Genomic DNA, 22,723 nt, shown 5'->3' on the forward strand with positions numbered 1-22,723 from the left:
TAATCGTCGGCTTACGCCGCCAGCCATCAACGGACATACCATGAACGCCGACCTCGACGCCCTGCATCCCTACCCGTTTGAAAAGCTGGCCGCGCTGAAAGCTGAGTTAACGCCCCCAGCCGGCTTGGCGCCTATCCCGCTGACCATCGGTGAGCCCCAGCACGCCCCCTATTCCGCGGCGCTGGAAGCATTAGTAGCGCACCAATTGGAAATGGCCCGCTACCCCGCCACCAACGGTTTACCTGCGCTACGTGAAGCCATCGCTAACTGGGCAACCCAACGCTTTCAGCTACGCGAACTCGACAGCGAACGGCACGTCGTTCCGGTCAACGGTACTCGGGAGGCCATCTTTGCCTTTGTGCAGGCAGCGCTGGATCGCACACGGCCGGCGAAAGTCGCGGTACCCAATCCGTTTTATCAGATTTATGAAGGTGCAACGCTGCTGGCAGGCGGTGAGCCGCTCTATTTGGACTGCATCGCTGAGAACAATTTTCGACCTGACTTTAGTGCGGTGCCTGCCGCTACATGGCGCGAGGTGCAGATGGTGTTTATCTGTTCACCGGGCAACCCCACCGGCGCCGTGACGCCTCTTGAGGAGTTCAAGCAGCTCATTGCACTGGCCGATGAGCACGACTTCATCATCGCCTCAGACGAGTGTTATTCGGAGCTGTATCTAGACGAGACCGCCCCACCGCCCGGGCTATTACAAGCCTGCGCCGAGCTGGGTCGCGATGACTATCGTCGTTGTATCGTGTTTCACTCGCTCTCCAAACGCTCTAACTTGCCCGGCCTGCGCTCCGGTTTTGTAGCGGGCGATGCAGCCCTGCTCACGCCGTTTAAGCGTTACCGAACCTACCATGGCTGTGCCATGTCGCTGCCCATTCAGCACGCGTCTATTGCCGCTTGGCAGGATGAGCAGCATGTGCGCGCTAATCGCGATGCCTACCGGGAGAAATTTAGCGCTGTGACCGATGTGCTTGCGCCTGTCATGAGCTTCCCTGCACCTCAAGCCAGTTTCTATCTCTGGCCCGCAGTACCGGGCGGCGACGACATTGCTTTCACCCAGCGCCTGTTTGCCGAACAGCATGTTAGCGTGCTGCCCGGCAGCTTAATGGGGCGCACGGGAGCAAACGGCATCAACCCAGGCGTTGGGCGCGTGCGGTTAGCACTGGTGGCCGAATTGGCGCCTACGCTGGAAGCGGCTCAGCGTATTCGTCATCTAATTGAGCGCGGTTAACCGCGATAACGCTTTGCTTGATGGAGGCTGTATGCTGACGCTTTATATTATCAACACCTGCGACACCTGCCGTAAGGCGCGAAAAGCGTTGGAAGGCAAAGGTATTGCGTTCAAGACCTACGACCTGCGCAAAGATGGCCTTTCGGCGGGTCTGCTTGAGCATATTTTAGAACGGGTACCGCTTGTCGATGTCGTCAACAAGCGCAGCAAAACCTGGCGCGACCTCCCTCAAGAAGAGAAAGACGCCTTCGATACGTCTGCCCGTCAGGTGCTGATGAAACATCCCACGCTACTGAAGCGACCGCTACTAGAAGTAGACGACTCGACCATTTTAGTTGGCTACCGCGACGGCGATTACGACAAGCTGAGCGGTTAATCGCTTAGCCGCACTCACTCTTTATTCTCCCCGACTCATCACTACAGGAAACTCTATTATGTTGAGCTTTGCGCTTGGAATCGGCACCCAAAACACCCAGGGCGACTGGCTGGAAATCTACTATCCGGCACCATTGCTCAACCCGGCGGCAAGCTTGGTGGAGGCCGCTCAGCAAGCCCTGGACGCTCCCCAAGGCAACGCCGCCATTAGCTTTTTGCCAGAAGACTGCACACGCTTAGCAAAAGCGCTAGAAGCCACTGGGCACTCTGCCCAGGCAGAGCTTGCTGAAGCGCTTTCCGCTAGCCAGCGTCCGCTAGTTGCCATGTTCCTAGACACCGACCAGCCGCCGCAAACGGCTCCCGAGGTGTATCTCAAACTACACCTGCTCTCCCACCGTTTAGTGAAGCCCCATGGGGTGGATCTGACCGGCATGTTTGGCCTGCTACGCAATATTGCCTGGACCAACGAAGGCGCGATCGATATTGAAGAGCTGCCTGCACGCCGTTTGAAGGCGCGCATGGCGGGGCGTGCACTCTCCGTGGATTGCGTTGACAAGTTCCCCAAAATGACCGACTACGTGGTGCCGACGGGCATCCGCATCGGTGATACAGCGCGGGTTCGTCTAGGCGCTTACCTGGGCGAAGGCACCACCGTGATGCACGAAGGCTTCGTCAACTTCAATGCGGGCACCGAAGGCCCAGGAATGATTGAAGGTCGCATCTCAGCAGGCGTAATGGTGGGTAAAGGCTCGGATCTCGGTGGCGGCTGCTCGACCATGGGCACGCTCTCCGGCGGCGGCAATATCGTGATAAAAGTCGGCGAAGGCTGTTTAATCGGCGCCAACGCGGGCATCGGCATTCCGCTAGGCGACCGCTGCACGGTGGAAGCGGGGCTTTATATCACGGCAGGCTCCAAAGTGACCCTGCTGGATGACCAGGGCCAGGAAGTGAATACCGTCGCCGCCCGCGAGCTTGCTGGTCAAGATGATCAGCTGTGGCGCCGCAATTCGCAGAATGGTCGCATCGAGTGCCTGACGAACAAAACCGCCATCGCCCTGAATGAGGCGTTGCATGCCCACAACTGAGCCTGAAACGCTGTCACCGACGCTGCAACTCGCCTTTGAGCTGCTTAGCCGACCATCGGTGACACCGGATGACGAAGGCTGCCAGGCACTCATGATCGAGCGTTTACAAGCGCTCGGCTTCACTATTGAGCGGCTGCCCTTTGGGGATGTGAAGAATTTCTGGGCCGTTCGCGGCCATCACGGCCCCGTCGTGGCATTCGCCGGCCACACCGACGTAGTGCCCAGCGGCCCTTATGTCAACTGGCAGTACCCGCCCTTCGAGCCCTGTATCGATGAAGAGGGAATGCTATGTGGGCGCGGTGCTGCCGATATGAAAGGCAGCTTGGCCTCCATGCTGACCGCCGTTGAGCGCTTTGTGACAAAAAACCTGGCGCACGATGGCCGTATCGCCTTTTTGATCACCTCTGATGAGGAGGGCCCGGCAGTCGACGGCACCCGCGCCGTGGTTGAGCATCTCCGCGAGCGCAATGAGCGCCTCGATTACTGCATCGTCGGCGAGCCTTCGTCCACCAAGCGCCTAGGCGATATGATCAAAAATGGCCGACGCGGCTCCCTCGGGGCAACGTTGCACATCAAGGGGGTACAAGGCCATGTGGCGTATCCGCATTTAGCGCGCAACCCTATTCATCAGGCGATGCCAGCACTCGATGCGCTGGTTAACGAACACTGGGATGCTGGCAACGACTTTTTTCCCGCTACCAGTTTTCAGATTTCCAACCTACGCGCAGGCACCGGGGCTACCAATGTGATCCCTGGCGATGTGGAAGTGGTGTTTAACTTCCGCTTCTCGACCGAAGTGACCTCTGATGAGCTCAAAGCGCGCACCGAGGCTATTCTCGCGCACCATGGCTTGGAGTATCAGATAGACTGGACGCTGAACGGCGAGCCCTTCCTGACCACTGAAGGCGAGCTTGTCGATGCTGTCATCAAAGGCGTTGAAGCGGTGACTGGCGAGCGCCCAGCGCTATCGACCAGCGGCGGCACCTCTGATGGCCGCTTCATTGCCACCCTAGGCGCCCAAGTGGTCGAGCTAGGCCCGCTGAACGACACCATCCATAAGGTCAATGAGCGCGTGCGCGCTAGCGACCTCGATGATTTGAGTCGGATTTATGAAGCGACACTGCAGGCGCTGCTTATATCTGGCGAGGTAAACGTATGATGGAGCGTTACCCCGATATAGAAATCTACCTGGCCAGCGTCTCGCTGGAGGCGCTCAATGAGTGGCTTAAAAGCACGCTAATAGCACCACCCCTTAGCCCAGCAGGCAAAGGCAAATGGCAAACCCGTGGTCAGTATCAGGGCGACTGCGTGCCGGTATTATTCGTAGACAAAGCCGCCGATGGCTTTGCCAGCCTATGGTTTGATAGCAACCACACACCTTGGTTGACCGATCAAGAGTGTGCCCAGCAAGCCGCCGAGGCGCTTCAGACCGAAGTACGATGCTCGTTGGGCGGCTGGAACCCTGGCGATGACCCGGACCGTTTCTGGCAAGTGCTGCCCGACGGCCAGGAGAGAGCGATCGAGTGGCCCGATTCGGGTCGTTAATAGCCCCAACGTAAACGACCCCACCGGAGTGGGGTCGTTTACTAGCACTTTTTAACAAACTCGCTTATTGCTCACTCGACTTTTACTTACTCAACTTGCGTTTACTCAATAATGCTCACATCGTCGGCCTGCAAACCACGCTCATTTTTAATCACGTGGTAACGCACAATTTGGCCTTCAGCTAACATACGCGGGCCACGGCCACGAATGGCGCGAAAGTGTACAAAGACATCTTCACCATTATCGCGAGTGATAAAACCATAGCCTTTGTTGGTATTGAACCACTTCACTTCCCCTTCTTCACGGCCATCATTGGGGTCGATGATATCCTCTTCCTCATCGTCCATAGGAGCGGGCGCCTGGGGCTGGCGTGATACGGGCTTAGAACGCGCCACCACATCAGACGCTACCACGACCGAGGGTGCAAACGCCGCAGACGCTAACGTGGCAATCCAGAGAACAATAAAACACCCTATCGCAACGGCAATGTAGATACCGCTAACGCCACTAATGGCCAGCTCGGCCATCCACTGCTCCGCGAGGGTACTATCGGTTAAACGAACAATCCCCGCCAACAAAAGTGGCGTGGGGGCGGCAAGTAATACACTGATTAAGAAACAGCGAAACACAACTTTTGGGTTCATAGAAAATAAAAGCTCTCTTGTTGTATGGGTAACAGACGAAGGACAATACCCGCACTATCAGGCCCATTCCCAATAGCACCGGCATACTACTACATAAGGTTGCAATGTTATCATGACCCACGAATTATCGCCCACTGAGCTGACTCAACTTGTTGAATCTTTGGAAAGCCGCTTAGCGCATCAAGAGCACTGGCTCGACACACTCGATCAAGCCGTGGTGCAGCAGGAACGCCGCTTGGAAAAACTTGAGCAGCTAAGCGGCTTGATGCGAGAACGCCTACGTGAGCAGCATCAGGCCCTTCAAACAAGCGAACCCCAGAGCGGCCCGCGCCCTGAGGATGAACTTCCGCCACACTATTAAGCCAGTGCCTAGATTAAGCCAGTGCCTAGCCAGTCACTTTCTATTGTTTAACTTCTCACCATCTTATCAGGATCACTACTTGCTAGCCCGAAAGCGTCTGCCACAGCCTGGTAGGTGACTTGGCCTGCGTGCACGTTAAGGCCGGGAAGAAAATGCGGGTCGTCGCGTAGCGCCTGCTGCCAGCCTTTATCCGCCAACGCTAGTACAAAGGGCAGTGTGGCGTTGGTCAACCCTTGAGTAGCCGTGCGGGCCACGGCACCGGGCATGTTGGCGACACAGTAGTGCACCACCCCATCGACAATGAAGGTCGGCTCGGCATGAGTCGTGGGCTTACTAGTTTCGAAACAGCCGCCCTGATCGATCGCCACATCGACCAATACGCTGCCAGGCTTCATTCCAGCCAACATCCGGCGAGTGATTAATTTGGGCGCAGCGGCGCCGGGCACCAATACCGCACCAATAATCATATCCGACTCGCGCGTGGCGGTTTCCAACGCGTCTGCGGTGGAGTAAACCGTTTTAATACGCCCTTGGTAGCGGTCATCCAGCACTTCCAGACGCGCTAGAGATTTATCTAAGATAGTCACTTCAGCGCCCAAACCTAGCGCCATGCGAGCGGCGTTCTCGCCCACCACACCGCCACCAATGACGGTCACTTTACCCGGCGCCACACCGGGCACACCGGGCAGCAGCACACCTGCACCACCCTGGGCTTTTTCCAGGCTGTGGGCCCCCGCTTGCACGGCCATGCGCCCAGCGACGGTGCTCATCGGTGCCAGTAGCGGCAAACCACCACGGGCATCGGTAATCGTTTCGTAGGCAATACAGGTGGCACCGCTCTCCATCAGCCCGCGGGTAAGGGGCTCTTCGGCGGCTAAGTGCAGATAGGTAAACAGCGTGTGCCGTGAAGTGAGGCGTGCCACCTCGTCCGGCTGTGGCTCTTTCACCTTGAGGATCAGCTCGGCATTGCGCCACAAAGCGTCCACATCGGCTTCTATTTGGGCACCGGCGGCCTGATAATCAGCATCGGCAAAGCCGGCACCTTCACCGGCCCCCGCTTGAACGCTGACCTGATGGCCACGTCCGGTTAATTCCCGCGCACCAGTGGGTGTTAACGCTACACGATATTCGTGATTTTTAATCTCTTTGGGGACGGCGATTTGCATTGGTTTTTCCCTGTGCTTTTAAGGTCAGCGGTCTTGTTAAGCAAATTACAGCACAGCCAACGCTGACCACCACCCCAGGAATGCAAAACAAAAAAAACGCCGGTTAAGGCGTTTTTTAGGAGAAAAATCTAGCGATTACCGTTTCTGCACGAAAAAATCCACTCCACCCAGCGTCACTCGACAATAACCGCGCTGCCGTAAATACGCCGATACTCGCTGGGTAAACGCTTGGGCCGCCCCGTTGAGAGCGCCACGCAGGCAAAGCGTGTGCGGGCCTTCAGCAGCGTTTTAGCATCGCTAACGCGCACTAACTGAAAACGACGGGTCAAACTGAAGCGCTCATCGCAATCGACAATCCAGGTTGCTAATTGAAGTGCGTCGCCTGCAAAAGCCGGCGCGAGGTAATCCAGCTCGTGGCGGTGTACCACCATTGCCCGGTCAAGTTCTCGGTAACGCTCGATAGAGAGGCCGAGCGCGACCGAGTGCGCCCAGCTAATCTGCTCAACCCAGCGTAGGTATTCGCTATTATTGACGTGCTGATAGGCATCGATCGCCTCATCAGACACATCGATATCGATCACAAACGGATCGGACAGCGCCCACTCCATCCTTGGCTCCTCTTTATCCTGACTCTCATAAACTAGTCGCGGAACACGCGTACGCCCAACGCTTTCAGATAAGACGTTTCAGGAATAGCTGGATGAACGGGGTGATCAGGGCCTTGGTGGCCTTGAAAAATCACCTGACCGTGACGATCCTGGTGGCGAACCGCACCACGCACTACGTCCATCAGCCGCTCGGGTGCCAAATGCATCGAGCAAGAGGCCGACAGCAATAGACCATCACGTCCCAGCAAGCGCATCGCTTCGCGGTTCAAGCGGGCATAGGCACGCTCGCCGCTAGGAATATCCTTGCGCTTTTTAATGAAGGCGGGTGGATCAAGAACGACCACATCAAACTCTTTGCCGTCAGCTTTCAAGGCTGCCAAGGCTTCAAACGCATCGCCCTCACTAACAGCCACCTTATCCTGCACGCCATTCAGTTCAGCGTTGCGTGCGACTTGGTCTAGCGCTGGGCCTGAAGAGTCTAGGCACATTACCTCTTGCGCGCCATGAACGGCGGCCTGAACGCCCCAACCACCCACGTAACTGAAGACATCCAGTACGCGCTTACCCGCCACTTGGCGATTAAGCCACTCGCGGTTAACGCGGTGATCGAAGAACCAACCGGTTTTTTGGCCATTGAGAACCGGCACAATAAAGCGAGCGCCGTTCTCTTCCAACACCACTTCGTCCGGCAGCGCCCCTTTAATGACGTCCACATGGGCCTCGAGCCCTTCCTGACGACGACCGCCGGTGTCATTACGGAAGACGATGACTTCCGGCTTGATGACTTTTTCCAGTGCATCCACGATTTCATCCGCCAACGCCTGCATGCCGGCCGTATTGAGCTGCACGACGAGCACATCGCCAAAGCGATCGATCACCAAGCCTGGCAGCAGATCGCCTTCACCATGAATCAAGCGGTAATAGGGCTGATCATAAAGCCGCTGACGTAGCGCCAGCGCTTGGTTAAAGCGATGGACAAACAGCGAACGATCCAAACGCATTTCAGGGTCACGCGACATGACTCGAGCTGCAATTAACGAATGGGGATTAACGTAAGCCACCGCCATGACTTTTCCGTTGGAGGCTTCTACCAGAGCGGTTTCGCCTGCTGCAAAGTTCTTCAAGGGGGTCTCTTTAATATCCACTTCATTGGAGTAGATCCAGAGATGGCCCGCTTTAAGGCGGCGGTCAGCATTTTTATTCAGGCGCAGGCGTTGGGTCACAACAATCTCCAAAAAACGTAAGCAAAGCAATCACACATAAGAAACAATCGATATTAATAGCGCAAGGTCGCTTTAAGCGTCCGTCATCAACGCTGACAGCCAGGGCAAAACACGCTGGCGCGCTGACCTAGCGTAATGCGGCGTAGTTCTGCACCACAGCGTAAACAGGGCTGGCCGTGGCGGCCGTAAACATTCAGCCGCTGGGCGAAGTAGCCGGGCTCGCCCTGGCCACTGACAAAGTCTCTCAGCGTAGTACCACCTTGCGTAATCGCCGCCGCCAACACTTCTTTCACGGCAAGAGCTAAAGCGTCGTAGCGAGCGCGGGAAACTCGCCCCGCTGCCCGGCGGGGATCGATGCCCGCCATAAACAGCGCTTCTGCCGCATAGATATTACCGGCACCCACCACCACCTGGTTATCCATCAGAAAGGGTTTTACCGCCACCCGCTTGTTGCGCGAGAGGCTGTAGAGCCATTTGCCGTTAAACGCATCGGACAAGGGCTCGGGGCCTAGATGTGCAAGACGCCTATCCTGCGTCTCGTCATCGGCCTGCCAGTCCACAAAGCCAAACCGACGCGGGTCGTGGTAGCGCAACACATAGCCATTGGCGGTAACCACATCGACGTGATCATGCTTTTTAGGCAAATCACCCACGTTAGCAATGCGTAAACTGCCCGACATGCCAAGGTGCCACAGCAGCGTAGCATCAGCACTACCGGATGGCGGTATAGAGTGAATGGGTATTTGCAGGTATTTAGCACGCCGCTTCAAGACACCGATGCGTGCACCCACCAACCGCTCAGCGAAATCATCAGGCACAGGCACTCGCAGCCGCGGCTGGCGCACCCGCACTTCGGTGACCTCTTGGCCTTCGATATAAGGGGCAATCCCGCGTCGGGTCGTTTCAACTTCGGGCAATTCAGGCATAGTTGAGCATCGTAACGGCTAGTGATGACAGCCTAATGAAGATGGGTTAGCCAAGCTCGCTGGGCATAAAAAGCGTGCATGCAAAAACCCGGCTTGAGGCCGGGTTTTTGAACAGGCGCTCGCCTGCAGAGAAAGCCGATCATGATCGCTTACGCGATTACTTGATCTTGGCTTCCTTGTAGATAACGTGCTTACGGACGACCGGGTCGAATTTTTTGAATTCGAACTTATCCGGGGTGTTCCGCTTGTTCTTATCAGTGGTGTAGAAGTGACCTGTACCGGCACTAGACACCAACTTGATTTTATCGCGCATGGTTCAACTCTCCCAATAGGCTTACTTAGATAGCGTCGCCGCGCTTACGAATAGCGACCAAAACTGTGTCGATACCTTTCTTGTCGATGATGCGCATTCCTTTAGTGGAAACGCGCAGCTTGACGAAGCGGTTTTCAGACTCAACCCAAAAACGGTGGGTGTGCAGGTTTGGCAAGAAACGACGACGTGTCTTACGCTGGGAGTGTGAAACGTTGTTTCCAGTTACCGGACGCTTGCCGGTAACCTGACATACTTTGGACATTAGAGCCTCCAACTGCTTGGCCAGGATATGATTACCTGAGTGTTCAAAACTGTCGGGCAAACCGGAGCAGGGAAGGTATCGGCGCCGTTAACCGCCAAGCTTTATCCAAATCCGTTATTCAACCCAAGTTTAAAGGTGGCACTTTATACCAGAGCACCCGACTTGCAGCAAGCAAAACCCACAAAAAGGCTAAAAAAGCGCCTTTTTGCTCATTTTACTTAATCAATGTTTCATAGCGCACTGCGTATTGATCCTGCTTACAGCCAGCCACGCTCGGCAAAAGAGACCACGTCTCCATCTCCCACCACGAAATGATCCAACACGCGCACTTCAAAAAGAGCGAGCGCGTCTTTTAGACGTTCAGTGATTCGTCGATCAGCATCGCTTGGCTCTGCCACACCAGAGGGGTGATTATGCGCCAGGATAACAGCGCCAGCGCCAAGTTCTAATGCGCGCTTGGCAACTTCGCGGGGGTAAACAGATGCGCTGTCTAGGGTACCGCGAAATAGCGATTCATAGCGAATAATTCGGTGCTGTGTATCCAAAAAAAGCACCGCAAACTCTTCATGTCCTAAATGGCGTAGCTGTGAACTCAAGTAATGGCGCACCAAGGCCGGTGATGTCAGCGCATTGCCACGCGCTAATTGGCTAGCCAAATGGCGACGCGATAATTCAAGCGTGGCTTGGAGCTGAGCATACTTTGCGGCGCCTAATCCCCGGGCGCTACAAAAGCTCGCTTGGTCCGCCTCCAGCAGTTGGCGCAACCCACCAAAGCTTGCCAATAAGTCCCGCGCCAAATCGACCGCCGAGCGCCCCTGCACCCCAACGCGCAAAAAAATCGCTAACAGCTCAGCATCCGAAAGCGCCTGTGCCCCTGCGTTTAATAACTTCTCCCGGGGCCGCTCACCCTCTGGCCAGTGATTGATTCCCATCGCACCTTCCCGCGTTGCATACCCTTGGTAATTAACACCAACCGTCGCCAACCCCGCCCACGACGATCAGCCTCAGTAAACCTAGCTTACCCTTGTTTCCCCCATATATGCCAAATTGATGATGCCAGTGGTATGGTAGGCCTCCTCACGAACGCTGATGCGGATGACTGACATGGCTTCTGTTGTTGACACAACAAGCACCCCGACCAACGCTTTCACCACGGCGTCTACGCTTGCTGGCAAGCGGGTGCTACTGGGAGTTAGCGCCGGTATTGCTGCTTACAAGAGCGCCTTGCTTGTGCGCCTGCTCAAGCAGGCAGGCTGCGAGGTGCGCGTGGTGATGACCAGCGGAGCCCAGGCCTTTATTACCCCGCTCACCCTGCAGGCGCTCTCCGGCGAGCCAGTGCGCACCTCGTTATTGGACCCGGAAGCCGAGGCAGGCATGGGCCATATCGAACTCGCCCGCTGGGCAGATGTGGTGCTGATTGCGCCGGCCACTGCCGACTTAATCGCTCGCTTAGCTCACGGCATGGCTGACGATCTCCTCACTACGCTCTGCCTGGCCTCAGAAGCACCGAAAATGATTGCCCCGGCAATGAACCAGGCGATGTGGCGCCACCCGGCCACGCAGCGCAATGTAATGCAGCTTCAAGACGATGGCTGGCAGCAAATTGGCCCCGCCGCTGGCGATCAGGCCTGCGGCGACGTCGGTCCTGGCCGCATGAGCGAGCCCGACGCTATCTTTAGCGCCGTCACGACGCTGCTGACCACGCCTCGTGCCAATGCGCCACATGTCGTGATTACCGCAGGTCCGACGCGCGAAGCGCTAGACCCAGTTCGCTACATTTCTAACCATAGCTCAGGAAAAATGGGCTTCGCCCTGGCCGCTGCCGCCGCCGCCGTGGGTGCCCGGGTAACGCTAGTGAGTGGGCCGGTCAATTTACCCACGCCGCAGGGCGTCACGCGAATTGATGTGACGTCTGCCGAGCAGATGCACGCCGAGTCTCAGCGACTAGCGCCTCAGGCTTCGCTGTTTATTGGTTGCGCGGCGGTTGCTGATTATCGTTCAGCGGCGCCTGCCGAGCATAAGCTCAAAAAGCAGGATGGTAACGACACCCTTACCCTCACCCTGGTCAAGAACCCCGACATTATTGCCAACATAGCGGCGTTGCCCGCTGAACAGCGCCCGCTGGTGGTTGGCTTTGCCGCCGAAACCCAAGACATACAGCGCTATGCGCAGGACAAGCTCACGCGCAAAGGACTAGACATGATCGTCGCCAACGATGTTTCTCAGGCTGGGCTGGGTTTCGGCAGCGACCAGAATGCCGCTTGGTTGCTATGGCGAACCGCAAAAGGCGTAGAAAGCCGAACAGAAGCCCCTCAGCCGAAACGCCAACTGGCCGCTACGATCATTCATCAGGCGCTCGTTCTCCTATCGGCGAAAACACCCCATTAACCCCCTAAAAAGTTTCACGAAGCTTCTGGAGAGCCGTTATGAGCCCCCGCCCCCGTCTGCAGTGCAAAGTGTTAGATGAACGTTTGCACGACTATCTTCCCTCTTACGCAACGGCAGGCTCTGCAGGCATGGATCTACGTGCGCTACTCGACGCGCCTCTGACCCTGGCCCCTGGCGACTGCCAACTCGTGCGCACGGGTATTGCCATCTATATTGAAGACCCGACGTTGGCTGGAATGATCTTACCGCGCTCCGGCTTGGGGCATAAGCACGGCATTGTGCTGGGCAATTTGGTCGGCCTGATCGATTCTGATTACCAGGGCGAATTGATGATTTCGGTCTGGAACCGGGGGGTGAGCACCTTCACCCTTACCCCGTTCGACCGACTGGCACAGTACGTGCTTGTCCCTGTTGTACAGGCCGAGCTCACTCTCGTGGACGCTTTCGAAGACTCATCACGCGGCAGCGGTGGGTTTGGCAGTACCGGAAGTCAGTAACAGCGGCCAGGATAGCGCGCATGAAACTTTACAAGGCCATTTCTGATTAGCTGGGAAGCCTATGAACGCACAGACCGTACCCGCTTCGATTTTTCGCGCCTATGACATTCGCGGCATCGTTGATGACACGCTCACCGAAAACACGGTAGAAATGATTGGACGTGCGGTGGGCTCTGAAGCCGCTGCGCGAGGTGAGTCAAGCGTGGTAGTTGCGCGCGATGGGCGTCTTTCAGGCCCCCGGCTACAGGCGGCGCTGATGCGTGGCCTTAACGCCGCAGGCTGCGACGTGATCGACATTGGCATGGTGCCCACACCAGTACTCTACTTCGCCACGCATGTACTGGCGGGCACCCAATCAGGCGTGATGGTCACCGGTAGCCATAACCCGCCTGATTATAACGGCTTTAAAATCGTGCTAAGCGGCGAAACGCTGTCAGGCGATGCGATTACGGCGCTGTTTGAACGTATACAGTCCGGTGCGCTGGCAACAGGCCAAGGCAGCATCACCCAGCAGGATCTGCGGGAAACCTATCTGTCGCGCATCCTGGGTGATGTTCGTATCAACCGGCCTATCAAGGCGGTAGTCGATTGTGGCAATGGCGTCGCTGGCGAACTCGGCCCACAGTTGCTAGCTCGCCTGGGCATTGAAACGATTGCTCTGTTCGACGAGGTCGATGGTCACTTTCCGAATCACCACCCAGACCCAGGCAAGCCGGAAAACATGCTGGACCTGATGCGCCAGGTACAAGAAACGGGCGCCGATATCGGGCTTGCCTTTGACGGGGACGGTGACCGCCTGGGAGTGGTCACCCCCTCGGGCAAGCTGATTTATCCCGACCACATGTTGATGGTATTTGCCACCGACATGCTCACGCGCCAGCCCGGCGCCAAGGTCATTTTTGATATCAAGTGCACCGGCAATCTGGTCAAGGTGATCAGCGAGGCAGGCGGTGAGCCGGAGATGTGGCGCACCGGTCACTCGCTGATCAAGGCACGTATGAAAGAGACCGGCGCTCAGCTGGGCGGGGAAATGAGCGGCCATATTTTTTTCCAAGAACGCTGGTACGGTTTTGATGATGGGCTCTATGCTGCTGCTCGTCTGGTGGAAATTCTCGCCAACCAGCCCGACGATGCGGATACTTTTTTCGCCCACTTTCCCCAGGACATTGGCACGCCGGAAATTAATATCGCGGTTACCGACGCTAACAAATTTTCTCTGGTGGATAAGCTTGCTCGCGAGGGCGACTTCGGCGAAGGTATCAAAACCACGCTGGACGGTATTCGCGTTGACTATCAGGATGGCTGGGGGCTATGTCGCGCTTCTAACACTACCCCTGCCCTCGTCATGCGCTTTGAAGGGAAGAGTGCCGCTGCCCTAGCACGTATCAAAACGGTTTTTAATGACGCGTTAAAGCGTATTGCGCCTGACCTAGAGCTACCTCAATAACCGCTCAGCGCCGAAGGGACCACGCACATTTAGAAAGCGCGGCCCTCAACAATAAATCAGCATAAACGTTAGCAGCATAATAAACGTTCGCAAGGGACAACCTCATGAGTTCAGTCAGTCGCGACCCGCAGGTCGTTGTGGAGGTGCTTTCCGAAGCCCTCCCCTACATTCAGCAGTTTTCCGGTAAAACCGTGGTGGTCAAATACGGCGGTAATGCCATGACCGAAAGCACCCTGATCGACTCCTTTGCACGCGACATCGTGTTAATGAAAGAGGTCGGCATTAACCCAGTGGTGGTGCACGGTGGCGGGCCACAAATCGGGGATCTGCTCAAAAAGCTCAACATCGAGTCGCGCTTCGTCAACGGCATGCGGGTGACCGATTCGCAAACCATGGACGTGGTTGAAATGGTGCTGGGCGGCTTGGTTAACAAAAGCATCGTCAACCTGATCAACCAAAGCGGTGGCAAAGCAATCGGCTTGACCGGCAAAGACGGCGCGCAAATTCGCGCCCGCCAGCTCAAGGTCGAACATCAAAGCCCCGAAATGACGGCCCCAGAGATTATCGATATCGGCCATGTGGGTGAAGTTGAATCGATCTCTACTGAGCTGATTGAGATGCTGGCGGCTCGCGACTTTATCCCGGTTATTGCGCCGATCGGCGTGGATGCTGCTGGTCATAGCTACAACATCAACGCTGACCTGGTAGCAGGCAAGATTGCCGAAGCGCTCAACGCCGAAAAGCTGATGCTGCTCACCAATGTCGCTGGCTTAATGAATGCTGAAGGCGAGGTGCTCACCGGCTTAACCACCACGCAAGTCGACGCGTTGATCGAAGACGGCACCATCTATGGTGGAATGCTGCCCAAAATTCGCTGTGCCCTGGATGCGGTCAAGGGCGGCGTGAATAGCTCGCACATTATCGATGGCCGTGTTCCCCACGCGGTGCTACTGGAAATTTTCACCAATGCTGGGGTGGGCACCCTAATCACGGACGCGAGCTAACCGCGACGGAGGGCACATTATGAGCGAAGATCAAAAACCACGCCGCCGCGAGCAGATACTCCAAGCCCTGGCATTAATGCTTGAAGAAGACAGTGGTAAACGTATTACTACCGCCGCTCTCGCTCGCCAAGTAGGCGTTTCTGAAGCGGCACTCTACCGTCATTTCCCCAGCAAAGCGCGTATGTTCGAGGGGCTGATCGACTTTATCGAAGAGAGTATTTTTGAACGCATTACGCGCATTTTAGACGACGTACCCGACGCTATGACCCGATGCGGCACGATACTCGCGCTGCTGCTCGGCTTTGCCGAAAAAAATCCTGGCTTGGCTCGGGTAATGGGAGGCGACGTGCTCACTGGCGAAACCGCCCGACTCCGACAGCGGGTTAATCAACTGTTCGAACGCTTGGAGTTACAGCTCAAGCAGATCCTGCGCGAGGCCGAACTACGTGAAGGGCTTCGCCCAACCATCCCCGCCTCCGCCGCAGCCAACTTACTGGCGGCACAGGCGGAAGGGCGAATTTCGCAGTACGTGCGTAGCGATTTTAAGCGCCTGCCGACCGAACATTGGGAAGATCAGTGGTCGCTGCTGTCAGCGCAATTACTGCGCGCTGCGGTGCAGCCCGCCTAGCCCCAACCACCACGGGCCCTAGAGCCAACCACCATCGCAAAGTACAAAAAAACCGGCGCCTTTTGTAAGGGCCGGTTTTTTTATACGACGCATGGTATTACGACACATAGTATGTAGATGGCTTATGCCACCATCGGCTCGCCCATTTTCTGGCGCAGCTTTTTCATCGCATTCTTTTCTAGCTGACGAATACGCTCTGCGCTGACACCGTACACATCGGCCAAGTCGTGCAGCGTCTCTTTGCTGTCAGCTAACCAGCGGCGCTGGAGGATATCCCGCGAACGCTCATCGAGGCCTTCAAGCGCGACCTGCAGGCGGCGGGTCGAGTCTTCCTCGAAGTTGCTGTCCTCAAGCTGCGTAGCGGGGTCGGACGCCGCATCGTCCAGGAAATACACGGGCGCTTGGTAAGTACTTTCTTCATCTTCGCCAGCGGGCGCATCAAAGCCTGCGTCGTAAGAGGAGAGGCGCCCTTCCATATCGCGCACAACCTCTGGCTTAACATCAAGGTCTTTAGCGATGGCGTCGACTTCGTCGTTGTTCAGCCAAGCTAAGCGCTTTTTAGCGCTGCGTAGATTGAAGAACAGCTTGCGCTGCGCCTTTGTGGTGGCAATTTTGACGATTCGCCAGTTGCGTAACACAAATTCGTGGATTTCCGCCTTGATCCAGTGCACAGCAAAAGAGACGAGACGAACGCCCTGATTCGGGTCGAAGCGCTTGACGGCTTTCATCAAGCCAACGTTTCCTTCTTGAATCAGATCCGCCTGGGGTAACCCATAACCGGAGTAGCTACGTGCGATATGAACGACAAAGCGTAAATGCGACATGACCAAGCGGCGTGCCGCCTCAAGGTCACCTTCATCATAAAGACGGTATGCTAGCTCCCGCTCTTCATCGGCACTTAAAACCGAAATTCCATTGACCGCGCGGATATAACCGCCCAGATCGCCGCCTGGTGAAAGTTGCCCAACCGGTAGAAGACTAGTGCTCATGTGCAGGTGGTCTCCCCTGTAACCCATCGTGGTTGACTTAGCACGTTATCAATAACCTATTACAATGTCGCTGTCTTACAAAGACCTTATCGCTTGGATAAGGTTCCCGCGGAGCCATACAGCACAGATAGAAATGGCTGCCCCGCCTGCTGTTGCTGCGATATAAATAGTGGCGTCAGTCTTACACTGTTCGTCGCCCGGCTAACCATCGTGCTCATCGTGGTCGGATACTTGAGAGATGGCGCGTAACCGCCAACCAAGCGCCTAGCCAGCCTAGTAGTGTACTGCAAGATAGCAGAATTGTAGAGCCTGTCACGTCAAGTTGTGGTAATGAAAAACTGGCGCCATAACTGGCAGCCAACGCGGCCACTGGCAAGGAGAGCCAATGGTTGCCTAACCCCAGCAGGCCAAGCGCTAATAAACCACCGCCCACGCCGTACCACGCACCGCTATACAGAAACGGCCGACGAACAAACGCATGGGTGGCACCAATCAGCATCACCACTTCAATTTCCCGACGGCGGCTCTCTACCGACAGGCGAATCGTATTGCCCACCACCAATAGCACCCCCAGGCCAAACAGCGCCCCTAACGCTAGCGCAACGCGCCTGCCCAGTTCGGCCAGATTCCTTAACCGTTCCACCCATGCCAGATCAACGCGTACCTCATCGACCCCTGAGAGCCCTTCCAACGTAGTGGCTAATTGCTCCATGGCGGCTGGGCTGATGCTAGCCGGGTGCACTACGATGCTGATGGGCAGCGGATTGCTTTCCAGCCCTGCCAAGGCATCATCGAGTCCCAATGACTGCTGAAATTCTGCCATACCCTGCTCAGCGCTGATCATCTGCGTCTCAAGCACACTCGGCTCGGCGTTGACTGCCTCTTCGATACGGCTTGCCTGAGCGTCATCTGTGCTCAGCGCCAAGTAAACCGTCAGGGTAGCGCTTTCATCAAGTTCGGCATCCAGTAGGCGGGCACTGTCCAAGGTCAACCACAGCGCGGCGGGCAGCACCAACGCAATGGCGATGGCCAGCATGGTCAATAGATTACCTAACGGATAACGTATCAGGCGATGAAAGCTATCCCATGCCATGCTGCGGTGATGGCGACCCCAAGCACGCAGGCGGCTGGAGAATCGCGTTTGCTGTGACCTTGCGCCCCGCTGTGAAGCCTTATCGGCCGCTGGCTTGGCAACAGGTTTGCGCGGTGTTTTCAAGGCGGCACCCGAGCGGCGCTTTGGCGTGGCGGAGGGTTTCATAAGGCTCCCTCATCGGCTACCAGCCGACCATCGCTTAAACGCAGGATCCGATGGCGCAACCGAGCGATCAGGGCCAAATCGTGACTGGCAATCATGACCGTGGTACCAATGCGGTTAAAGTCCTCGAACAGCGCCATAATATCCGCCGAGAGCTGGGGGTCCAGATTGCCCGTGGGCTCATCGGCGAGCAGGAGGGCAGGCTTGTTAACCACTGCCCGCGCAATCCCGACGCGCTGCTGTTCACCGCCAGAAAGTTCGATGGGCAACGCTTTTTCCCGGTGCAGCAATCCCACCTTATCCAACGCGGCGCGTACTCGCCGGCCGGCTTCACGAGGCTCGACTCCCTGGATTTCCAGCGGTAACGAGACATTATGAAAAATGCTGCGATCAAAGAGCAACTGGTGATCTTGAAACACCACGCCAATCTGGCGCCGATAAAAAGGCACCTGACTGGCATGCAACTGGGCGATATCGTGGCCAGCCACCACCACGCGGCCACGACTGGGCTTTTCAAGGCGCATAATTAAGCGCAGTAGGGAACTCTTCCCTGCGCCGGAATGACCGGTCAGAAACACCATCTCGCCACGGGCAACGCGAAAATTCAGATGCGCCAACGCTTCAAAGCGCCCGCCATAGCGTTTTCCCACATGCTCAAAGGCGATCATGCGCTAGCATCGTCCCCTTGGCGATCAAACAGTGCATGAACGAAATCCTTGGCCTCGAAGGGGCGCAGATCATCAATTCCCTCCCCCACGCCAATAAAGCGAATCGGCGTTTCCAACTGTTTGGCCAGAGCAAAGATAATGCCGCCTTTGGCGGTTCCATCCAGCTTAGTCAAGGTAATCCCGCTAACCGGTACCGCCTCATTAAAGGTGCTGGCCTGAGAGATGGCGTTTTGGCCGGTGCCTGCATCCAGCACGAGCATCACTTCATGGGGCGCGGTGGCATCCAGTTTTTGCATGACCCGGTGGACTTTTTTCAACTCTTCCATCAAGTGACTTTTGTTATGCAGGCGTCCTGCGGTGTCGGCAATCAGTACATCAATACCGCGGGCCTTGGCAGCCGCGACGGCGTCGTAAATGACCGAGGCGCTGTCCGCACCGGTGTGCTGAGCGATTACGGGCACGCGATTACGCTCGCCCCAAACCTTGAGCTGCTCAACGGCGGCCGCGCGAAAGGTATCGCCGGCCGCCAGCATGACGCTTTTACCCTCACGCTGAAAACGCTGGGTCAGCTTGCCAATCGTGGTCGTTTTACCGACCCCGTTGACGCCAACGACCAAGATGACAAACGGGCCCGTTTGACCGTTTTCAAGTAACGGCGGCTCAATCGCTAGCGGTTTGGCGACGGGCGCCAGCATGCTGGTCAACTCCTCCTGAAGACCACGATAGAGCGCTTCAGGGTCATTTAACTCTTTGCGCGAGACACGCGCTTCCAAGCGGCCGATAATCTCGGTCGTCGCTTCAATGCCCACGTCGGCCATCAACAGCTGCGTTTCCAGGTCTTCCAGCAGCTCGTCATCAATCTGCTTCTTACCTAAAAACAGATCGGCAATGCCATCCGAGAGATTCGCACGGGTTTTACCCAGGCCGGATTTAATGCGTGCAAACCAACCTTTCTGTTCGCTTTGCTGCCCACTTATTTTCGCGCCAGGCTTCTCTTGCAATGCAGCAGGAGGCGGCGTTTCACGCACAGGCTCTGGCTCTGGCTCTGGCTCTGGCTCTGGCTCTGGCTCTGGCTCTGGCTCTGGCTCTGGCTCTGGCTCTGGCTCTGGCTCTGGCTCTGGCTCTGGCTCTGGCACAGTCTTCGGCACGGGCGTGGCCTCTTCAACAGTTTCCGAAGAGGTCTCGGGGGCCTCAATTTCCTTTTCATCAGCCCGCTCTTGAGGGGGCTCTTTTAGACGTTGTTCTTCTTCAGTTGCCTGCTGTGTATCTTGAGGGGCCTGCTGTGGGTCCTGCTTGTGCTTACGCTTAAAAAAACCAAACATGTGTGTTACTCGACATAAATAGTGAACATTAACGCCATCCTACCACCGCAGACCAAGACTTTGGATAAGCGGGCCGCTACAATCCGTTCCATGACACGACAACGCTCTTCCCGCTCATCTGCGTCCCGCCGTTCAACTTCGCCGCGGGCCGGCAAACCACTGGGTAAGCCAGTGGGTAAATTACGCATTATCGGTGGCGAGTTTCGCCGTCGTCAGTTACCCATACTAGATAGCCCTGGCCTGCGCCCAACCCCTGACCGCGTGCGAGAAACGCTGTTTAATTGGCTAGGCCAACAGCTTTATGGTCAACAGGTATTGGACTTATTTGCAGGCACTGGCGCGCTTGGCATTGAAGCCGTTTCCCGTGGCGCAGCCTGTGTCGATTTCGTCGAGCACGATCCAAGCGTGGCAGCGCAGCTGTCAACAAATCTTACCACCCTTAATATTACCTCAAGTCCCGTGCATGTGACTGATGTCCAGGCCTACTTGGCACGGCCTGCCAAATCCTATTCTTTGGTATTTCTCGACCCGCCCTTTCATCAACAGTTAGCCGAGCCTTGCTGTTCAGCGTTAGAAGAGGGCCGCTGGTTAAGCGCAGAGGCGATGATTTACCTTGAAACAGAGACATCCCTGACGCCTAACGTGCCAGCTAACTGGCAATTACACCGTGAAACCCAGGCAGGGGAAAGCACCGCGCGTCTTTATCAACGCCACCCGCTATAAACAGCGCTTGCCGCCGCGCAGCAGTGGCGTTACGCTCGCCACATTCGTGCCTGTTAGCAAGCTTTCCGCTTGTTATTTTGGGCACTTTGTAAGCAACCGATTTTGGGTTCTCGTATTTACGCTTGGGAGACATACATGAGTTTGGAACTATTTAACCAGCTTGAACAGAAAGTCACTGATACTGTTGATGCGCTGGAAATGATGAAGCTGGAAAATGAAGAGCTGCGCGGCGAAAACGCCAAGCTCAAAGAGGAGCGTGAAGAGTGGGAGCGTCGTCTCAATAGCCTGCTCAGCAAATTCGACAGCCTCGATACCACCAGCGCTTCTTAATCTCTACCCTCGTTTAGCCTTTACCCTCGAGGGTTGCTAACGCCTCGCTTAAAGCGCTCTCGACATCAGCAGCGCATCCTCACGTCCGGCGGTGATGGGAGCCGCCGGGTCGTGCGGGGGTAGAGGAGAAACCTTGCCCGGATAGTAGTCTTTCCTAAGCCCGTCTTCGCCAAAACCGCAGCGCTGGTAGAGGCGAATAGCGCTCAGATTACCCACCCGTACTTCCAGCAGCAGCCGTTCACTCGCCCAGCGCTGAGCCTGCGCTAAAACGGCTTCCATCAGCGCCAAGCCTGCGCCACTTCGCCGGCATTCCGGCACCACTCCTAGCGCTTGCAGCTCCGCCTCAAACGGCAACCGTGCCACGATGGCATACCCGCGCAACTGCTGGTCATGCCACCAACCCAATACGCTGGCATCTTGGCTACCCAGGGCTTCAAGCAATTGTGAATCGGAGCTGCCGCTTTGCACGTGTCGCTCCAATGCTGTGAGTAAAGCTAGATGGTCAACGCTGAGTTCAGTGATCATCAGCATTTGGCCCCGCGGCCACTGAATTATCCTGGGTCCACTGCTGGTCGAGTGCGCGTAGTGCTGGCCACACATCACGCTTACTACGAGCCCCCTCCAGCAGGGCAGCCAGCGTGGGGCCCTGCCACACCGGCAGCGAGAGCGTATTACTGTGACCTTCCGCTATATTCAGAACGTTATCCAGCGGTGCCTGCTCACTGCCCAGTTCTCCCCACCACAGTAGCCGCGCTAACTGCCACCCTTGCCGGCTTGCCTGCCCCTCGATAAACGCCGCTACTCCTTCACGCGCCTCTGCGAGTGGATCCTCAACCGCAAACGCATTGGTCATTGGCGGCCATGAGAAGTGGGTCACCTGAGGCAGTTCACCGCGATGGACGCCCGCCGCGTGCAGCAGGTTGGCCAATAACTGCCGTTCAAGTGCGCTCATTTCCCCAGCCTGCAGCATTAGCCAACGTCCGTTAAGGCATAGACAGGAAAGCGCAAACGCGAGTGGTTTGGCCCGCGCAGCAGGCGCTGCATCAGCAGAGAGCGCTGAGGTAGCGGGATCAGCCGTTACCGGCTTGTCTGACGCCTGCTTCTGCGGTGTTGGCTTGTCTTGGCCCAGCAGTGCCCGCACCGCCGAAGGGGATGCTATGGCTTCAGTTGAGACCGGGGATTCGGTCGCTTGAGGTTTTGACGATTGACGCTTGGGCGAAGGAGCGTCATCCAGCAGGGCCTGCAGCCGCTCCCGGGGGGGTATAGCGTCCGGGGCAGCGTCTTCCCACTCGCAGGCCTCAGAAGGCCGCGCATTGGGAAGCTGATAGCGGCCACCCCAGCTGGTGATGCCCATGGCATCCAAATAGTGGCGCCGTGTGACTTCTTGATTCACTTGCCGCCGCCACGACAGTGGGGAGAATCAGGCCGATCACCGCCACGGGCTTGCCACTCGCTAGGCGTATAAAGATGCATCGCCAAGGCGTGGACCGGGCCTGACAGCTCATCGGCCAACAGGGCATATATCTTTTGATGACGTTTGACTGGCATCAGGCCGTCAAAGCTATCGCTGACCAGCGTCACTTTGAAGTGCGTTTCAGAGTTGGCGGGCACGTTATGCATGTGGCTTTCATTTTCAACCTGCAGCACGTCCGGCGCGAGTGCCGCTAACTTCTGCTCAATCTGTGTCTGCAGCGTCATGGGGTTCTCCTTGAGATCACAAACCAGTT

General features: G+C 56.5%; 28 protein-coding genes. 13 read left to right on the forward strand and 15 right to left on the reverse strand.

All coding sequences use genetic code 11. The features are described 5' to 3' along the window. Positions 1-40: 40 nt before the first annotated feature. Genes dapC through ACUN8H_RS04760 form a run of 5 tightly spaced genes read left to right on the forward strand, consistent with a single transcriptional unit; the run spans position 41 to position 4,242 of the window. Positions 41-1,237: a succinyldiaminopimelate transaminase gene (gene dapC, locus ACUN8H_RS04740; RefSeq protein WP_445530990.1), complete on the forward strand. Its 1,197-nt coding sequence runs from the start codon at positions 41-43 to the stop codon at positions 1,235-1,237. A 31-nt stretch (positions 1,238-1,268) separates the two neighbouring features. Next, positions 1,269-1,613, forward strand: a complete 345-nt coding sequence (locus tag ACUN8H_RS04745) for a Spx/MgsR family RNA polymerase-binding regulatory protein (RefSeq protein ID WP_445530991.1) — start codon at positions 1,269-1,271, stop codon at positions 1,611-1,613. A 58-nt stretch (positions 1,614-1,671) separates the two neighbouring features. Next, positions 1,672-2,697 (forward strand): 2,3,4,5-tetrahydropyridine-2,6-dicarboxylate N-succinyltransferase, encoded by a 1,026-nt coding sequence (gene dapD / locus ACUN8H_RS04750; protein ID WP_445530992.1) that lies wholly within the window; start codon positions 1,672-1,674, stop codon positions 2,695-2,697. Then, complete coding sequence (dapE, locus tag ACUN8H_RS04755) at positions 2,684-3,856, forward strand: succinyl-diaminopimelate desuccinylase (RefSeq protein WP_445530993.1); 1,173 nt, start codon at positions 2,684-2,686, stop codon at positions 3,854-3,856. Before dapD ends, dapE begins: the two co-directional genes overlap by 14 nt. Continuing rightward, positions 3,853-4,242: a hypothetical protein gene (locus tag ACUN8H_RS04760; RefSeq protein WP_445530994.1), complete on the forward strand. Its 390-nt coding sequence runs from the start codon at positions 3,853-3,855 to the stop codon at positions 4,240-4,242. The genes dapE and ACUN8H_RS04760 overlap by 4 nt, the downstream gene beginning before the upstream one ends. A gap of 101 nt (positions 4,243-4,343) precedes the next feature. On the opposite strand, the gene ACUN8H_RS04765 is transcribed toward ACUN8H_RS04760, so the two are convergent. Continuing rightward, positions 4,344-4,886 carry a cold-shock protein gene (locus ACUN8H_RS04765; protein ID WP_445530995.1) on the reverse strand — a complete coding sequence of 181 codons (543 nt, stop codon included), beginning with the start codon at positions 4,884-4,886 and terminating at the stop codon, positions 4,344-4,346. Between the two features lie 112 nt (positions 4,887-4,998). Here ACUN8H_RS04765 and ACUN8H_RS04770 point away from each other — a divergent pair, with 112 nt between their 5' ends. Beyond that, on the forward strand, positions 4,999-5,247 hold the full coding sequence (locus ACUN8H_RS04770; RefSeq protein ID WP_445530996.1) for a SlyX family protein: 249 nt from the start codon (positions 4,999-5,001) through the stop codon (positions 5,245-5,247). Between the two features lie 47 nt (positions 5,248-5,294). Here ACUN8H_RS04770 and ald read toward each other — a convergent pair whose 3' ends face one another. The 7 genes from ald to radC all read right to left on the reverse strand — a co-directional run bounded on the left by ald (position 5,295) and on the right by radC (position 10,677). Next, complete coding sequence (gene ald / locus ACUN8H_RS04775) at positions 5,295-6,413, reverse strand: alanine dehydrogenase (RefSeq protein WP_445530997.1); 1,119 nt, start codon at positions 6,411-6,413, stop codon at positions 5,295-5,297. A 173-nt stretch (positions 6,414-6,586) separates the two neighbouring features. Further along, positions 6,587-7,021, reverse strand: a complete 435-nt coding sequence (locus ACUN8H_RS04780; RefSeq protein ID WP_445530998.1) for an acyl-CoA thioesterase — start codon at positions 7,019-7,021, stop codon at positions 6,587-6,589. Positions 7,022-7,053: 32 nt separating this feature from the next. Further along, positions 7,054-8,244 (reverse strand): class I SAM-dependent rRNA methyltransferase, encoded by a 1,191-nt coding sequence (locus ACUN8H_RS04785; protein WP_445530999.1) that lies wholly within the window; start codon positions 8,242-8,244, stop codon positions 7,054-7,056. A gap of 86 nt (positions 8,245-8,330) precedes the next feature. Then, a complete protein-coding gene (mutM, locus tag ACUN8H_RS04790) occupies positions 8,331-9,170 on the reverse strand; it encodes a bifunctional DNA-formamidopyrimidine glycosylase/DNA-(apurinic or apyrimidinic site) lyase (protein ID WP_445531000.1) in 840 nt (279 codons plus the stop codon). A 157-nt stretch (positions 9,171-9,327) separates the two neighbouring features. After that, positions 9,328-9,483 (reverse strand): 50S ribosomal protein L33, encoded by a 156-nt coding sequence (gene rpmG, locus ACUN8H_RS04795; protein WP_007111734.1) that lies wholly within the window; start codon positions 9,481-9,483, stop codon positions 9,328-9,330. 25 nt (positions 9,484-9,508) lie between these two features. Beyond that, on the reverse strand, positions 9,509-9,745 hold the full coding sequence (gene rpmB / locus ACUN8H_RS04800) for a 50S ribosomal protein L28 (RefSeq protein ID WP_022520205.1): 237 nt from the start codon (positions 9,743-9,745) through the stop codon (positions 9,509-9,511). A gap of 257 nt (positions 9,746-10,002) precedes the next feature. Next, complete coding sequence (radC, locus tag ACUN8H_RS04805; protein WP_445531001.1) at positions 10,003-10,677, reverse strand: RadC family protein; 675 nt, start codon at positions 10,675-10,677, stop codon at positions 10,003-10,005. A 172-nt stretch (positions 10,678-10,849) separates the two neighbouring features. Here radC and coaBC point away from each other — a divergent pair, with 172 nt between their 5' ends. The 5 genes from coaBC (at position 10,850) to slmA (ending at position 15,709) form a co-directional block, all read left to right on the forward strand. Next, entirely contained in the window at positions 10,850-12,133 is a 1,284-nt protein-coding gene (gene coaBC / locus ACUN8H_RS04810; RefSeq protein ID WP_445531002.1) for a bifunctional phosphopantothenoylcysteine decarboxylase/phosphopantothenate--cysteine ligase CoaBC, read from the forward strand. 38 nt (positions 12,134-12,171) lie between these two features. After that, positions 12,172-12,630, forward strand: coding sequence for a dUTP diphosphatase (gene dut / locus ACUN8H_RS04815; protein WP_445531003.1), 459 nt, complete (start codon positions 12,172-12,174; stop codon positions 12,628-12,630). A 61-nt stretch (positions 12,631-12,691) separates the two neighbouring features. After that, a complete protein-coding gene (locus ACUN8H_RS04820; RefSeq protein ID WP_445531004.1) occupies positions 12,692-14,077 on the forward strand; it encodes a phosphomannomutase/phosphoglucomutase in 1,386 nt (461 codons plus the stop codon). 104 nt (positions 14,078-14,181) lie between these two features. Beyond that, positions 14,182-15,081 carry an acetylglutamate kinase gene (gene argB, locus ACUN8H_RS04825; protein ID WP_290695812.1) on the forward strand — a complete coding sequence of 300 codons (900 nt, stop codon included), beginning with the start codon at positions 14,182-14,184 and terminating at the stop codon, positions 15,079-15,081. A 19-nt stretch (positions 15,082-15,100) separates the two neighbouring features. Continuing rightward, positions 15,101-15,709: a nucleoid occlusion factor SlmA gene (gene slmA / locus ACUN8H_RS04830; protein WP_445531005.1), complete on the forward strand. Its 609-nt coding sequence runs from the start codon at positions 15,101-15,103 to the stop codon at positions 15,707-15,709. Positions 15,710-15,831: 122 nt separating this feature from the next. Here the strand turns inward: slmA and rpoH are convergent, their stop codons facing one another. The 4 genes from rpoH to ftsY form a co-directional block, all read right to left on the reverse strand. After that, positions 15,832-16,698 (reverse strand): RNA polymerase sigma factor RpoH, encoded by an 867-nt coding sequence (rpoH, locus tag ACUN8H_RS04835; protein ID WP_290695808.1) that lies wholly within the window; start codon positions 16,696-16,698, stop codon positions 15,832-15,834. A 214-nt stretch (positions 16,699-16,912) separates the two neighbouring features. Next, the gene (ftsX, locus tag ACUN8H_RS04840) at positions 16,913-17,956 is read right to left on the reverse strand and encodes a permease-like cell division protein FtsX (RefSeq protein WP_445531006.1); all 1,044 of its coding nucleotides are present in this window, start codon (positions 17,954-17,956) and stop codon (positions 16,913-16,915) included. Next, positions 17,953-18,621 (reverse strand): cell division ATP-binding protein FtsE, encoded by a 669-nt coding sequence (gene ftsE, locus ACUN8H_RS04845; protein ID WP_445531007.1) that lies wholly within the window; start codon positions 18,619-18,621, stop codon positions 17,953-17,955. Before ftsE ends, ftsX begins: the two co-directional genes overlap by 4 nt. Further along, positions 18,618-19,943 carry a signal recognition particle-docking protein FtsY gene (gene ftsY, locus ACUN8H_RS04850; protein WP_445531008.1) on the reverse strand — a complete coding sequence of 442 codons (1,326 nt, stop codon included), beginning with the start codon at positions 19,941-19,943 and terminating at the stop codon, positions 18,618-18,620. The genes ftsE and ftsY overlap by 4 nt, the downstream gene beginning before the upstream one ends. A 90-nt stretch (positions 19,944-20,033) precedes the next feature. On the opposite strand from ftsY, the gene rsmD reads away from it, so the two are divergent. Together rsmD and zapB are read left to right on the forward strand one after the other, a co-directional pair. Then, entirely contained in the window at positions 20,034-20,666 is a 633-nt protein-coding gene (gene rsmD, locus ACUN8H_RS04855) for a 16S rRNA (guanine(966)-N(2))-methyltransferase RsmD (RefSeq protein ID WP_445531009.1), read from the forward strand. 135 nt (positions 20,667-20,801) lie between these two features. Continuing rightward, positions 20,802-20,996 carry a cell division protein ZapB gene (gene zapB / locus ACUN8H_RS04860; protein ID WP_290695797.1) on the forward strand — a complete coding sequence of 65 codons (195 nt, stop codon included), beginning with the start codon at positions 20,802-20,804 and terminating at the stop codon, positions 20,994-20,996. Between the two features lie 48 nt (positions 20,997-21,044). Here zapB and ACUN8H_RS04865 read toward each other — a convergent pair whose 3' ends face one another. The 3 genes from ACUN8H_RS04865 to ACUN8H_RS04875 are packed head-to-tail and all read right to left on the reverse strand — an operon-like array spanning position 21,045 to position 22,694. Then, a complete protein-coding gene (locus ACUN8H_RS04865) occupies positions 21,045-21,521 on the reverse strand; it encodes a GNAT family N-acetyltransferase (RefSeq protein WP_445531082.1) in 477 nt (158 codons plus the stop codon). Next, a complete protein-coding gene (locus ACUN8H_RS04870; protein ID WP_445531010.1) occupies positions 21,511-22,389 on the reverse strand; it encodes a hypothetical protein in 879 nt (292 codons plus the stop codon). The genes ACUN8H_RS04865 and ACUN8H_RS04870 overlap by 11 nt, the downstream gene beginning before the upstream one ends. Then, a complete protein-coding gene (locus tag ACUN8H_RS04875; protein WP_445531011.1) occupies positions 22,386-22,694 on the reverse strand; it encodes a BolA family protein in 309 nt (102 codons plus the stop codon). The genes ACUN8H_RS04870 and ACUN8H_RS04875 overlap by 4 nt, the downstream gene beginning before the upstream one ends. Positions 22,695-22,723: the final 29 nt, after the last annotated feature.

The organism is Vreelandella sp. V005, assembly GCF_052645115.1.